10 protein-coding genes are annotated in these 14,336 nt (G+C 71.8%); 8 read left to right on the top strand and 2 right to left on the bottom strand.

Annotated features, from left to right (window positions below; translation table 11 throughout):
* Positions 1-22 precede the first annotated feature (22 nt).
* From dapF to hflX, 3 genes are all read left to right on the top strand, one after another.
* On the top strand, positions 23-931 hold the full coding sequence (gene dapF / locus V7E46_RS01240) for a diaminopimelate epimerase (protein WP_333766641.1): 909 nt from the start codon (positions 23-25) through the stop codon (positions 929-931).
* Between the two features lie 195 nt (positions 932-1,126).
* Entirely contained in the window at positions 1,127-3,298 is a 2,172-nt protein-coding gene (locus V7E46_RS01235) for a RelA/SpoT family protein (RefSeq protein ID WP_333766640.1), read from the top strand.
* 260 nt (positions 3,299-3,558) lie between these two features.
* Entirely contained in the window at positions 3,559-5,055 is a 1,497-nt protein-coding gene (hflX, locus tag V7E46_RS01230; protein WP_333766639.1) for a GTPase HflX, read from the top strand.
* A 104-nt stretch (positions 5,056-5,159) separates the two neighbouring features.
* Here the strand turns inward: hflX and V7E46_RS01225 are convergent, their stop codons facing one another.
* The gene (locus tag V7E46_RS01225) at positions 5,160-6,326 is read right to left on the bottom strand and encodes a trypsin-like serine peptidase (protein ID WP_333766638.1); all 1,167 of its coding nucleotides are present in this window, start codon (positions 6,324-6,326) and stop codon (positions 5,160-5,162) included.
* A 287-nt stretch (positions 6,327-6,613) separates the two neighbouring features.
* Between V7E46_RS01225 and V7E46_RS01220 the strand changes: the two genes are divergently transcribed.
* The 5 genes from V7E46_RS01220 to V7E46_RS01200 all read left to right on the top strand — a co-directional run bounded on the left by V7E46_RS01220 (position 6,614) and on the right by V7E46_RS01200 (position 13,155).
* Positions 6,614-7,960, top strand: coding sequence for a diaminobutyrate--2-oxoglutarate transaminase (locus V7E46_RS01220; RefSeq protein WP_333766667.1), 1,347 nt, complete (start codon positions 6,614-6,616; stop codon positions 7,958-7,960).
* A 55-nt stretch (positions 7,961-8,015) separates the two neighbouring features.
* Positions 8,016-9,869, top strand: coding sequence for an IucA/IucC family protein (locus tag V7E46_RS01215; protein WP_333766637.1), 1,854 nt, complete (start codon positions 8,016-8,018; stop codon positions 9,867-9,869).
* Positions 9,870-9,899: 30 nt separating this feature from the next.
* Positions 9,900-10,610: a GNAT family N-acetyltransferase gene (locus V7E46_RS01210; RefSeq protein ID WP_333766636.1), complete on the top strand. Its 711-nt coding sequence runs from the start codon at positions 9,900-9,902 to the stop codon at positions 10,608-10,610.
* 64 nt (positions 10,611-10,674) lie between these two features.
* Positions 10,675-12,438, top strand: a complete 1,764-nt coding sequence (locus V7E46_RS01205) for an IucA/IucC family protein (RefSeq protein WP_333766635.1) — start codon at positions 10,675-10,677, stop codon at positions 12,436-12,438.
* Positions 12,439-12,513: 75 nt separating this feature from the next.
* The gene (locus V7E46_RS01200; protein WP_333766634.1) at positions 12,514-13,155 is read left to right on the top strand and encodes an FHA domain-containing protein; all 642 of its coding nucleotides are present in this window, start codon (positions 12,514-12,516) and stop codon (positions 13,153-13,155) included.
* Here V7E46_RS01200 and V7E46_RS01195 read toward each other — a convergent pair.
* Positions 13,139-14,332 carry a serine/threonine-protein kinase gene (locus V7E46_RS01195; RefSeq protein WP_333766633.1) on the bottom strand — a complete coding sequence of 398 codons (1,194 nt, stop codon included), beginning with the start codon at positions 14,330-14,332 and terminating at the stop codon, positions 13,139-13,141. The genes V7E46_RS01200 and V7E46_RS01195 overlap by 17 nt on opposite strands.
* Between the last annotated feature and the right edge of the window lie 4 nt (positions 14,333-14,336).

Here is a 14,336-nt window from a genome sequence, read left to right as displayed (position 1 = left end):
GCTGTCCGCGTACGATCGACATGTGACTGACACGCACCACGGCGCCGCCCTTTCGACCTTCCTCAAGGGCCACGGGACCGAGAACGACTTTGTGATCGTCCCCGACCCGGACGGTCTGCTCGACCTGTCCGCCGCCCAGGTGGCCCGGCTGTGCGACCGTCGCGCCGGGATCGGCGGCGACGGCCTGCTGCGCGTCGTCCGCTCCGCCGCCCACCCCGAGGCCGCCGCGCTCGCCGACCGGGCCGAGTGGTTCATGGACTACCGCAACAGCGACGGCAGCATCGCCGAGATGTGCGGCAACGGCGTCCGTGTCTTCGCCCGCTACCTCCAGCGGGCCGGCCTCGTCGGCGCCGGCGACCTGGCCGTCGCCACCCGCGCGGGGGTGCGCGACGTCCACATCGCCAAGGACGGCGACGACGGTGCCCCCGGAGGCATCACCGTGGGCATGGGCCGCGCGGTCCTGCCCGACGGAGCCGTCACCGTCACGGCCGCCGCCCGCAGCCGACCCGCGGTGAACGTCAACATGGGGAACCCGCACGCCGTCGTCTTCGTGGACGACCTCGACGAAGCCGGAGATCTCTTCCGGGCACCCGTCGTCACGCCCGCCGAGGTCTACCCCGCCGGTACCAATGTGGAATTCGTCGTGGACCGCGGGCCCCGCCACGTGGCCATGCGCGTCCACGAGCGCGGCTCCGGAGAGACCCGGTCCTGCGGCACCGGAGCCTGCGCCGTCATGGTCGCCGCCGCCCGCCGCGACGGCCTCGACCCTGCGGACACCGGCCGCCCCGTCACCTACACCGTCGACGTCCCCGGCGGCCGACTGGTGGTCACGGAGAACAGCGACGGCCGGATCGAGATGACCGGTCCCGCGGTCATCGTCGCCGAGGGAGTCCTCGAACCCGGTCCCGCGGCCCTCCGCCCGGCCCGCTGACTCCCCCACGCCAATTCGTTACCCGGCTCATTCCGCCAGGAATCCCCGTACACCGTCCCCCGAACGGGTGATGGGGATCACTCTCGGCGAGAGCGTGACAGCCGCACGTGGTGGGCTCGGTAGCATCAATCACCGGCGCGGCCCCGCGGGTCGTGCGAGGGCTTCCGCAGCCGGTCCATGCTGCCGGAGGTGCCGATGAGCGCAGACAACGCGGTGGACGCCGAGCGCGCCGCAGAGGCCCGCCGACGCGGACTGCGGCGCATCGATCTGCGCCGGCTCGGCCGGGCCGCGCTGCTGGGCACGAATACCAGGGACCGGCTGCCCGGCGCCATCGAACACCTCATCAAGGTCCACCGCGCCCGGCATCCGCAGGCCGGACCGGAAGCGGTCGAGACGCTGCGCCGGGCGTATGTGCTCGCCGAGTCCTCGCACCGCGGCCAGACGCGCAAGAGCGGCGAGCCGTACATCACCCATCCGCTGGCCGTCACGCTGATCCTGGCCGAACTCGGTGCGGAGACCACCACTTTGACGGCCTCGCTGCTCCACGACACCGTCGAGGACACCGACGTGACGCTGGACCAGGTGCGCGAGCACTTCGGTGCCGAGGTGACCTATCTCGTCGACGGTGTCACCAAACTGGAGAAGGTCGACCACGGCGCCGCCGCGGAACCCGAGACCTTCCGCAAGATGCTCGTGGCCGCCGGCAGCGACGTACGCGTGATGTCGATCAAGCTCGCCGACCGGCTGCACAACGTCCGCACCCTCGGGGTGATGCGGCCCGACAAGCAGGCCAGGATCGCCAAGGTCACCAGGGACGTGCTGATCCCGCTTGCCGAGCGGCTCGGGGTGCAGGCGCTCAAGACCGAGCTGGAGGACCGGGTCTTCGCGATCCTCCACCCCGCGGAATACAGCCGCACCCAGGCCATGATCGCCGCCAACGCACAGCAGCCCGACCTGCTGGCCACGATTGCCGACGACCTGCGCAAGGTGCTGCGCGACGCGGACATCGCGGCGGAAGTGGCCATCAGGCCGCGGCATGCGGTCTCCGTCCACCGTCTGCTGCTCAAGCGCGGCGGTGCGGACCTCGGCGGCGGCGACTTCGGCAGGCTGCTCGTCCTGGTCGGCGAGGACGCCGACTGCTACGCCGTGCTCGGCGAGCTGCACACCTGTTTCACCCCGGTGATCGCCGAATTCAAGGACTTCATCGCCGCGCCGAAATTCAACCTCTACCAGTCGCTGCACACCGCCATCGCCGACGACCGGGGCCGGATCGCCGAGGTCCTGGTCCGCACCCGCCAGATGCACCGGGTGGCGGAGGCCGGGGTGATCGCCCTCGGCGACCCGCACGCCACCGCCGAGCACCTGCCGTCCCCCGACGGGACGCCGCTGTCCGCCGCGGCAGAGGTCTGGGGGAGGGTCGACCCGACCCAGCCGGGCTGGCTCGCCCGGCTGCTCGAATGGCAGCGCGACGCGCCCGACCCCGACACCTTCTGGACCGCGCTGCGTGACGACCTCGCGCAGGACCGTGAGATCACCGTCTTCACCGCGCAGGGCGGCGGCGACTCCGGCACGATCCGGCTGCCCGCAGGGGCCAGCTGTGTCGACGCGGCTTATGCCGTGCACGGTGAGGCCGGCCGCCGGTGTATCGGCGTCCGGGTCAACGGCAGGCTGGCGCCACTGGGCACCCGGCTGCGCGACGGCGACAGCCTTCAACTGCTGTTGGACGACGCCACCGCCTCCCGCCCGGCCGCCGACTGGCTCGAGCACGCCACCACCCCGGCGGCCAGGATCGCGATCACCCGCTGGCTGGCACTGCACCCCGCACCGGCGGACGACGACCAGCCCGCCGCCGCCCCGGCATTTCGACCTGCCCGGGCAGGTGGCGGCGCGCCGGCCGGGCAGCCGGTGGCGGTCACCGACCTGCCGGGAGCCGTGGTGCGCCTGGCCCGCTGTTGTACGCCCGTCCCGCCCGACGCGGTGACGGGCTTCGTCATTCGCGGCGGCGCCGTGACTGTCCACCGGACCGAGTGCCTCACCACCGCCCGGATGATCGCGACCGGCCGGACCCCCGTACCCGTCGGGTGGCGGGAGGGCACTCCGGCCGGCGGTTACCGCGCCACGGTGCTCGCTGAGGCGCTGAGCCGCCCGCGACTGCTCGCCGACCTTACCGAGGTGATCGCCACCGAGGGCGTCGGCATCGTCTCGGCCGCGGTGGAACCGCCGCAGGAGCACCGCGTACGGCACACCTACACGGTGGAACTGCCCGACCCCCAGGCTCTCGCCGGACTGATGCGCGCCATGCGGGCCGTACCCGGCGTCTACGACGTCTACCGCGCGAAGCCCGCCGTCGCCGCGGGCCGCGGCTGACCGCCTCGCTGCTGTCCTCCACTTACGCACCGCACTCACTCCTCGGATCTGTCATCGCCCGGTTTGGCCGGTCTCGATGATTACTCTGAGTGAACGGGTGGTCGTGAGGGGCGGTTCCCGGCACGCTTCACCCGCACGGGTGGTCTGCGTGCTGCGCGCACTCGCCGGGAAACCCGCGTGACCGCGACGGTCCGGCGTGCGACCATCGTAGTGACGGCGCAAACGCGTGCCGGACCCTGACCGTACGACCTAAGGATCCGATGACCTCCTCCTCTTCTTCCTCTTCGAACGACCGCCAGCGCCTCCCTGAGAGCCTTCGGGCCGACGCCCTGATGGAAGAGGACGTCGCCTGGAGCACGCACATCGACGAGGAACGGGACGGCGACCAGCTCGACCGCTCCGAGCGGGCCTCGCTCCGCCGGGTCGCGGGACTTTCCACCGAACTGGAGGACGTCACCGAGGTCGAGTACCGCCAGCTGCGGCTGGAACGCGTGGTGCTCGTCGGCGTCTGGACCTCCGGCACCGTGGACGACGCCGAGAATTCGCTGGCCGAGCTCGCGGCGCTCGCCGAGACCGCGGGCGCCCTGGTCCTGGACGGCGTCATCCAGCGCCGCGACAAGCCGGACCCGGCCACCTACATCGGCTCGGGCAAGGCGCAGGAGCTGCGGGACATTGTGCTGGACAACGGCGCCGACACCGTCGTCTGCGACGGTGAGCTGAGCCCCGGCCAGCTCATCCATCTCGAAGACGTGGTCAAGGTCAAGGTCGTCGACCGCACCGCGCTGATCCTCGACATCTTCGCCCAGCACGCCAAGTCCCGTGAGGGCAAGGCGCAGGTCTCGCTCGCCCAGATGCAGTACATGCTGCCGAGGCTGCGGGGCTGGGGTCAGTCGCTGTCCCGGCAGATGGGCGGTGGCGGCTCCGGCTCGTCCGGCGGCGGCATGGCCACCCGTGGCCCGGGTGAGACCAAGATCGAGACCGACCGGCGGCGTATTCGCGAGAAGATGGCCAAGATGCGCCGGGAGATCGCGGAGATGAAGACCAGCCGCGACCTCAAGCGCCAGGAGCGCAAGCGCCACAAGGTGCCATCGGTGGCCATCGCCGGCTACACCAACGCGGGCAAGTCCTCGCTGCTCAACCGGCTGACCGGTGCCGGCGTCCTGGTGGAGAACTCACTGTTCGCCACGCTGGACCCGACCGTACGCCGGTCGGAGACGCCCAGCGGGCGGCTCTACACCCTCGCCGACACCGTCGGATTCGTACGGCACCTGCCGCACCATCTGGTGGAGGCCTTCCGCTCCACCATGGAGGAGGTCGGTGACGCCGACCTGATCCTGCACGTGGTGGACGGTTCGCACCCGGTGCCCGAGGAGCAGTTGGCAGCGGTCCGTGAGGTGTTCCGCGATGTCGGCGCGCTGGACGTGCCCGAGATCGTCGTGATCAACAAGGCGGACGCGGCCGATCCGCTGGTGCTCCAGCGCCTGCTGCGCAACGAGAAGCACGCCATCGCCGTGTCGGCACGCACCGGCATGGGTATCGACGTGCTGCTGCAGATGATCGACGACGTATTGCCGCGCCCCGACGTGGAGGTGGAGGCCCTGGTGCCCTACACCCACGGGGGGCTGGTGTCCCGGGTACATGCGAACGGCGAGGTGCTCTCCGAGGAGCACACCGGCGACGGCACGCTGCTCAAGGTCCGGGTGCACGAGGAAATGGCCGCGGAATTGGCCCCGTTCACCCTCGCCACGCACCACTGACCGACCCGGCGCGGCATCGCGGTCCGCCGCCCGATGCCACGACCGGCGCTGCATGGGTAAGGCCCCGTCTCCCGGAGACGGGGCCTTACCCATGCAGCGCTCGCTCAGCTGAACTTCTTGCTGACCGCGTCGAAGACCTTCCTGGCATCCGAGCCGAGCCGCGGGCCGGCCAGCCAGGTCGCCTTCACCGGGCCGATCGAGGTGTTGCTGACCAGAGCAGTCGTTCCGTCCGGCCGCTTGGCGAACCATCCCCCGCCGGAGGAACCCCCCGTCATGGTGCAGCCGATGCGGTATTCCGTCGGCTGCTGGGCGTCGAGCGACAGCCGCCCGGGCTTGTCCGCGCAGTTGTACATCCGCTGACCGTCATAAGGCGACGCCGCGGGATATCCCCACGCGTTCAGCGTGCCGACCTGCGCCGCCGACGGGGCGTCGAACCACACCGGCATGGCCGAGCCCACCGTCTCCTCCAGCGACTTGCCGCCCTTCTCGGGCGTCACGTGCAGCACAGCGAAGTCGTACGGCGAGCCGCTGCCGCCCGACTCTGCACCCGTGTCGATCCACTGCTGCGACGTGCTCGCACCGTCGGCCCAGAACACCCCGTACGGCGCGAGCACGTCGCGCTTGGCGCCCTTGAGCGCGGCGGCGCTCCTGCCGGAGTCGTTGTAGGCGGGCACGAAGGCGATGTTGCGGTACCAGCCGCCCTCCGCTCCCGCGTGCACGCAATGGCCCGCCGTCCATACCAGGTTGGACTTGCCCGGGTGCGCCGGGTCCTGGACCACGGTGGCCGAGCAGACCATCGAGCCCTTGGGGCTGTCGAAGAACAGCTTCCCGACATCAGGCGCGCTCTGGTGATAAGGCGTCGCCACCGCCCGCGCCGCCACCGGCGAGGGCGCCCGGTCGGTCTGGCCCTGGTCGGCCGGGACGTCGGCGGGGACCTTCTTGTCCTCCGGGTCTGCGCCCTTCATCCGGTCGTCGTTCCACAGCCCGTCGATCACCGGGTTGACGAAATCCGCCGCCTTGCGCAGCCATTGGGACCGGTCCCAGTTCTTCCAGGCCCCGTCCTTGTACGCCTGCTCCCACTTCTTCAGGTCGGCCAGGCTGGTCGGCAGCGACGTCGGAAGGGAGAGGTCGAGTTTCGGCTTCGCCGTCGTCGTCCGCGCCGACGTGGGCTTGGCGTCGCCCCCGGCGTCCGACGACTCGCACGCACTTGCCGTGGCCACGAGCACCACGGCTGCCGCGGCCGCCATCAACGACCGACGTATCGATGACATGAACGTGAGCCCCCCACGAAGTCCGCGTGCCCGACGTGCTGTTGCCTGCCGGCACGGACGGCGCACGGGAACGCCGTCGGTGTGAGGGACGGTCACCGGCCGCTCACCGGTTCCGCCGGGAAAGTTCTGTGCGCGGCCCGTGATCGGTCCGTCACCACGTCGTTAGTACGGACGGGGGGACGAACCGACTGCAAGCGACTCGGAGGAGACAGCACGTGGCGGCCATTTCGAGCGCGCCGGGACATCTCGCGGCGCCGGCCGACGGATACGACGACGGCGGCGCGACGGTGGCGGAGGGGATCCTGCGCAGACAGGCACAGCGCGAGTCGGCCGCCCGCACCTACGCGCGCTCGCTGCCCGTGGTCCCTGTCCGCGCCCGGGGCATGACGATCGAGGGCGCGGACGGCCGCCGTTATCTGGACTGTCTGTCGGGAGCGGGGACCCTCGCTCTCGGGCACAACCACCCCGTCGTCCTGGAGGCCATCAGAGGCGTCCTCGACTCCGGTGCGCCGCTGCATGTGCTCGATCTCGCGACCCCGGTCAAGGACGCATTCACCACGGCCCTGTTCGAGACGCTGCCGCCCGCACTCGCCGAGCGCGGCCGGATCCAGTTCTGCGGGCCCGCCGGCACCGATGCCGTCGAGGCGGCCATCAAACTCGCCAGGACCGCCACCGGGCGCGACGGGCTGCTGGCCTTCTCCGGCGCCTACCACGGCATGACCGCGGCGGCACTCGCCGCAACGGGTGACACGGCGGTGCGCGCCGCCCTGCACGGACCGGACACGCAGGTCACCAGGCTGCCGTACCCGTACGACTACCGCTGCCCATTCGGTATCGGCGGGGAGCGGGGCGCCGAGCTGGCCGCGCGCTGGACCGCGCATCTGCTGGACGACCCCAAGGGCGGGGTGCAGCCGCCCGCCGGGATGCTCCTCGAAGCGGTGCAGGGCGAGGGCGGGGTGATCCCCGCGCCCGACACCTGGCTGCGGCGTATGCGGACGATCACCGCGGACCGCGGAATCCCGCTGATCGTGGACGAGGTGCAGACCGGGGTCGGCAGAACCGGCACCTTCTGGGCCGTCGAAAGAAGCGGCATCTTGCCCGACGTCATGGTGTTGTCCAAGGCCATCGGCGGCAGTCTGCCGCTCGCCGTGATCGTCTACCGCGAGGAACTGGACGGCTGGCTGCCCGGAGCCCACGCCGGGACCTTCCGCGGCAATCAGCTGGCCATGGCCGCGGGCACCGCGACCTTGCGCTTCGTACGCAGGCACGCCCTGCACGAACGCGCCGGGACGATGGGCGCGCACATGGCCGGCCGCCTGCGGGAACTGGCCGCGCGCCACGCCTGCATGGGTGACGTACGGGGCCGCGGCCTGATGATCGGCGTCGAGATCGTCGACACCGACGCGGAAGGGGACGACCGCGGCGCGCTGCCCGCCGCACCGCACCTCGCCGAGCGCGTCCGGCGCGAGGCCCTGCGCCGCGGCCTGATCGTGGAACTCGGCGGCAGGCACGGCAGTGTCGTCCGGCTGCTGCCTCCGCTGACCATCACCGACGAGCAGGCCGAGACCGTGCTCGAACGCTTCGCCGGCGCCATGGAAGCCGCCTGCGCCGGCGTGCCGGAGGCCGCCGCATGACGCCCGCATCCGGCACCCCCCGCACACCCGTGGCAATGACCAGTGGAGCCCACGTATGACCGCCCCCGCAGAAGTCGTCATGTCCCCGGCCGCCGACCTGACCGGCGTGCCGCTCCAGCGGCCGCGCCCTCCGCAGGCCGCCCGGGCGTTCGAGCCCAAGGCACCGGACGGCGTCGGCCTGGACCCGATGCAGCATCCCGACGCCTATGGTGTCGCCGACGCGGCGGCGATCGACAACCTGCTCCGATGCTGGGTGCGCGAAAGGGGGCTGCCGCGGCCCGCCGACGGCGTGCTGCGGATCGCTTTGCCGGCCAGCGGTATCGAAGCCCGGGCGGCCGTCCGCCACTGGTCGCCCACCGGGCACCACTGCTTCGGCGCGGTCCGCCCGACCTTCACCGGCCCCGCGCTGACCGCCGTCGAGCTGTCCGCCCTGCTGGTCAGGGACGTCGGCGGCGCCCCTGTGGAGGCCGCCGACGTAGTCGCCCGAGTGGCCGATTCGGTGCGCCGCACAGCCGCCTTCGTCGCGGCCCGGCGCAGCCGGCCGGGTCCCGCCGACCCGGAACTGCCCTTCCTCGACTCGGAACAGGCCCTGATCCTCGGGCATCCGATGCACCCCGCGCCGAAGAGCCGCGAAGGGCTCAGCGACGCCGAAAGCGCGGTGTATTCCCCCGAGACACGCGGCTCGTTCCGGCTGCACTGGCTCGCCGTGGACGCCGCGCTGCTCGCCACCGACTCCGCCTGGACCGACCGGGGACGCCCGACCGGGGCGGTCGACCTGATCAGCTCCCTGGCAGGTCCCGGGCTTGTCCGGCCGGAAGGCACCGCGCTGCTGCCGTTGCACCCCTGGCAGGCGCGCGACATCCGGCACCGGCCGGCCGTGCAGGCCCTCTTCGACGCCGGGCTGCTGCACGACCTCGGCCCGTACGGCGACGCATGGCACCCCACCTCGTCGGTGCGCACCGTCTACCGGCACGACGCACCGGCGATGCTCAAGCTGTCCCTGGGCGTCCGCATCACCAACTCCCGGCGAGAGAACCTGCGCAAGGAACTGCTGCGCGGCACCGAGGTCCACCGGCTGCTCCGCAGCGGGCTGGCAGCACAATGGCGCGCCGTCCACCCTGGGTTCGACATCGTGCGCGACCCCGCCTGGCTCGCCGTGGACACCGCGGAAGGTGAGCCGGTCACCGGTCTCGACGTCGTGCTCCGGCACAATCCGTTCGGTCCGGGCGACCCCGTGCACTGCATTGCGGGACTGACCTCACCGCGCCCCTGGCCGTCCGACGGAGCGGCGCCCGTCCTCAGGTCCCGGCTGGCCGTGCTGGTCGGCCGGCTCGCCCAGCGCACCGGTCGGCCGGCCCCGGCCGTCGCCACCGAGTGGTTCCTGCGCTACCTCGACGCCGTGATCCGCCCGCTGCTCTGGCTGGACGGCGAGACCGGCATCGCACTCGAAGCACACCAGCAGAACACCCTGGTGCTGCTCGACGCGGACGGCTGGCCCTGCGGCGGCCGCTACCGGGACAACCAGGGGTACTACTACCGCACATCGCACCGGGCCGACCTGGAGCGGCGGCTGCCGGGTGTCGGAGCGGCCAGCGACACCTTCGTCGCCGACGAGGTCGTCGATGAACGCTTCGCCTATTACGTCGGCATCAACAACGTCTTCGGCCTGATCGGCGCATTCGGGTCGCAGCAACTGGCCGATGAGCGGGTGCTGCTCGCCGCCTTCCGCCGCTTCCTGGCCGGGGCGGCCCAGAGCGGCAGCAGCAGCCTGCCGGGGCTGCTGCTGCACAGCACGGAACTGCGCTGCAAGGCCAACCTGCTGACCCGGCTGCACGGGATGGACGAACTCGTCGGCCCGGTCGACACCCAGTCGGTCTACGTCACCATCCCCAATCCGCTGGCCGTCTGACAGGCGCCGCGCAGAAGAGGAGGAGTCATCTTGGCACCCGCCGACCCCGGCACCGACGACACCCTCGACCTGACGCTGCCACCGCAATTCCTCGCGCTCTTCGCCTCGTCCGACGCCACGTACGGCAGGAGCGCCCCCGGCTCCCGGCCCGAGCGCGCCGACCCCGATCACTGCCTGGTCGGAGACATCGCGCGATGGGCCCCGGCCGACACACCTGCCGGACCGTTTCGCCTCGTGCCGGTCGACGCGGAGCGCGACCTCGCCCTCGTCACCGGCTGGATGAACGACCCGGCGGTCGCGCAGTTCTGGGAGCTGGCCGGCGAGCCAGCGGTGACCGGACGGTACCTGGACGCGCAACTCGACGGCGACGGCCGCAGTATCCCCTGCCTCGGCCTGCTCCACGGCACCCCGATGAGCTACTGGGAGATCTACCGCGCCGACCTCGACCCGCTGGCCCGGCACTACCCGGCCAGGCCGCAGGACACCGGCGTCCATCTGCTCATCGGAGGAGCGGCCGACCGCGGTCGCGGGCTCGGCAGCATCCTCATCAGGGCGGTCGCCGACCTGATCCTGGAGCACCGGCCCGGCTGCTGCCGGGTGGTCGCGGAACCCGACCTCCGCAACACCTGCTCAGTGGCGGCCTTTCTCGCCGCCGGTTTCCGGCTGTCCGCCGAAGCCGACGTCCCGGGCAAGCGCGCCGCCCTCATGATCCGCGACCGCTCCTTGCGCCATCTGCTCTGACCACAGCCGTCCGCGGCCCCCTTTCCACCCGCCTGCACCCCCAGGTCCTCCGCAGGAGTCCACCGTGATCACCACACCCCCTTCGTCCGACTCCGCCGCCTGGCAGCGCGCGGCCCGGCGCCTCCTGGCGAAGCTGCTCGCCGAATTCGCCTACGAGGAGGTGATCGTCCCGGAACCGGACCCCGCGGCGGGCGCGACGGCGTACCGCCTGCGGCTCAGCGACACACTCACCTACCGCTTCCGCGCGCGCAGGGGCGCGTACGGCAGCTGGCGGGTGGATCCCGCGAGCATCGGCCCGAACGGCGATCCGCTGCACTTCCTCAGCCACGCCCACGACAGCGTGCTCGGGCTGAGCGGTGACACGACCGGCCACCTCATCCGCGAAATACTCGCCACGCTGCGCGCCGACCTGCGGCTCGACGCCGGCGCGCTGCACGCCGCCGACCTGGCCGACCTGGACTACGCGGAGCTGGAGGGGCACCAGACCGGACACCCCTGGCTGGTCGCCAACAAGGGGCGTATCGGATTCTCCGACGCCGACGCGGCCCACTGGGCGCCCGAAGCCCGCAGACACCACCGGCTGCCGTGGATCGCCGTGCACCACAGCCTGGCGCGATACCGCGGCGTCGACACGCTCGCCACCCCCGATCTGCTCTACGCGGACGAGATCCCACCCGTCACGCTGGACGCCTTTCACCGCACCATCGCCGGCCGTGACCGCGCCCCGGCCGACTACCTGCTGCTGCCCGTGCACCCCTGGCAGTGGGACAACGTGGTCCTGCCGCTCTTCGCGCCCGCTGTCGCCGACGGGTCCATCATCGCCCTCGGCACCGACAACGACCTCAGGCTGCCCCAGCAGTCCATCCGGACCTTCCTCAACACCACCCGCCCGCAGCGCCGTACGGTCAAACTGCCGCTGTCGGTGCTCAACACCCTGGTGTGGCGGGGCCTGCCCACCGAACGCACCCTCGCCGCGCCGGCCGTCACCGCGTGGGTGGAGCGACTGCGTGCAGAAGATCCGTTTCTGCGTGACGAGACCAGGGTGATCCTGCTCGGCGAGGTCGCCTCGGTGACCGTGGCGCACCCGCAGTACGACCGGCTGCCGACCGTCCCGTACCAATACCGCGAACTGCTCGGCTGTATCTGGCGCGAGCCGCTGGCCGCGCATCTCGGACCCGGGGAGCGCGCGCGTACGCTGGCCGCGCTGCTGCACACCGACCCAGCCGGCCGCTCCTTCACCGCGGAGCTCGTCGCGCGGTCCGGCGTCGCCCCTGCGACGTGGCTGCGGCACCTCTTCGGCGCCCTGCTGCCACCACTGCTGCACTTCCTCTACCGCTACGGCACGGTCTTCTCCCCGCACGGCGAGAACGCCATCGTCGTCTTCGACGAGCACGACCTCCCGGTGCGGCTCGCGGTCAAGGACTTCGTCGACGACGTCAATGTCAGCGCCGAAGCACTGCCCGAGCACGACACGATGCCGCACGATGTCCGGGCGGTACTGCTGACCGAGGCCCCCGGATTCCTCACCCAGTTCATCCACTCGGGCCTCTTCGTGGGCGTACTGCGGTATCTGGCGCCCCTGTGCGAGGACCAGCTGGGGGTGCCGGAGGCCGACTTCTGGGGCCTGGTCCGCGACGAGATCGTCCGCCACCAGAAGAGGTTCCCCCATCTCAAGGAACGTTTCGCCAGTTTCGATCTGCTCACGCCGCGCATCGCGCGCCTGTGCCTCAACCGCAACCGGCTGCACCTCGACGGCTACCGCGACCGGGCCGAGCGGCCCCACGCCGCGGTCCATGGCACCGTGCCCAACCCCTTGCACGCGGTCTGACCGCGGGCTGCACCGCGGCTGCTGCCCAGCCGATACGATCGCGGCACCGGTCGTACCGCGGAGGGATGGGGGCGGATGCACGAGGAAACGGGCGTCGGATCCTGCCCGGAATGCGGCACGCCGGGCTCCTTCGCCGGCCAACTGGTGTGCCAGGGCTGCTTCGTGCCGTTCGCACTGATGGCGTCGGTGCACGCGGCGGCAGAACCGCCGCTCTCCTCCACGGCCGCGACCGAACGGCTGTCGCGGCCCGGCGCGCCGCAGCCGGCGGTGAGTGGACCCGACACGCCGGGAGCCGGGCAGGCCCACGCAGGTCCTGGACACCCCGGTGCGGAGTCCGAGTACACCCGGGTCATCAACGTCATCCCCGGCTCCCTGCCCAGGCCTGCGCGGACCCGCAGGGACGTGCCCGTCCACGCGCTGCGACTGCACTTCCCCGGCGGCGAGATCGTCGAGGTGGCACCCGGCTACTCGATCCGGCTCGGCAGGGACCCGCAGCTGTGCCCGGCTGTCACCTTCCTGGCCGACCGCGACAATCTGTCGCGGATTCACGCGAAGGTGGGGGTCGACGCCGACGGCGCGGCATGGATCACGGACGAGGGATCCACCAACGGCACCTATGTGCGGGGCTACCGGCTCGCGGCGAACGACACAGCGCCCCTGAGACCGGGGGACACCTTCCGGCTCGCCGCCGACGTCAACGTCAGTGTGCTGCCCTGACCGACGCATAGGCGGCGGCGCACCGGGCGAGCGGGTGGTCGGCGCCGAGCGCCTGCGCGGTACTGCCGGCCAGCTCCTCCAGCTGACGGCGGGTCGTTTCGATGCCGTTCAGACCCTCGAGCGCCCGCACGCGTCCGAAAAGCGCGGCAAAGGACGCGGCTTCGTTGTCCGCGCCCTGGCGCAGGATCTGCTGCCGTGCCTGCCAGTAGCGGTCGTCCGCGTCGTGGAAGCGGCCTGCGGCGAGCAGCGCCTCGCCCTCCTCGAGCAGCGTCCACACCAGGTGCCGGGCGCCGCGGTCCAGGGCGGTCGGCGTCCGCCGCAGTGCCGCCGGCCGCATCAGTCCGCGCAGCAGCTCGGCCACCGCGGCGGCGCTGGCCGGGCGGTCCCGCGGAGCCTTGGCGAGCAGCTGGTGCACCAGCTGGGCCAACTCCAGGGGCACCTCGGGGCGCCGGTTCACAATCGGCTCGGGCTCCTCGTGCACGTGGAGATAGGCGTAGCCGATGTAATTCCCCGCGGTGAAGGGCGGCCCCTCGGCGAGCATGGCGTAGAGGACGCAGCCCAGCGAATACAGGTCCGACTGGGCGGTGACCTCGCCGCCCTGCGCCTGTTCCGGTGCAAAATACGGCGGCGATCCCAGCAGCGCCTGCGGCTCGGTGTACCGCGTGACATTCGGGTCCTGAGGGGCGACCAGCCCGAAGTCGCAGATCTTGACGACGCCGTCCGGGAGCAGCATCAGATTCTCGGGTTTGATGTCGCGGTGCACGAGACCCCGCTCATGGGCGTGCTGCAATCCGGCGCAGATCTGCGCGCCATAGGCCAGGACGTCCGGCACCGGCAGGCCGCCGCGGTCCAGCAGGACATTGCGGAAGTCGGTGCCGGACAGCAGCTCCATGACGATGAACGGCCGTCCCTCGTGCTCGCCCGCGTCGTGGATCGTCGCCACATTGGGGTGGCTCAGCGCGGCGGCGGCGACCGCCTCCCGGCGGAAGCGCCCCTGACGCTCGCTGCGTTCGACGGCCGCCCACTCGGCGCGCAGCGTCAGCACCTTCACCGCGACCCGCCGCCCCAGGCCCTGGTCGACTGCCGCGTAGACCTGCCCGAACCCGCCGCCGCCCAGCAGCTCCTCCAGCCGGTAGCGGCCGCTCAGGACCGTACCGGCACCGACGTCCGTCGCCACGAGA

Origin of the sequence: Streptomyces sp. IBSBF 2435 (genome assembly GCF_036815005.1) — a bacterium.
Lineage (GTDB): Bacteria > Actinomycetota > Actinomycetes > Streptomycetales > Streptomycetaceae > Actinacidiphila.
The sequence above is the reverse complement of the archived record's forward strand: the minus strand, read 5'-3'. Positions and strand labels throughout refer to the sequence as shown.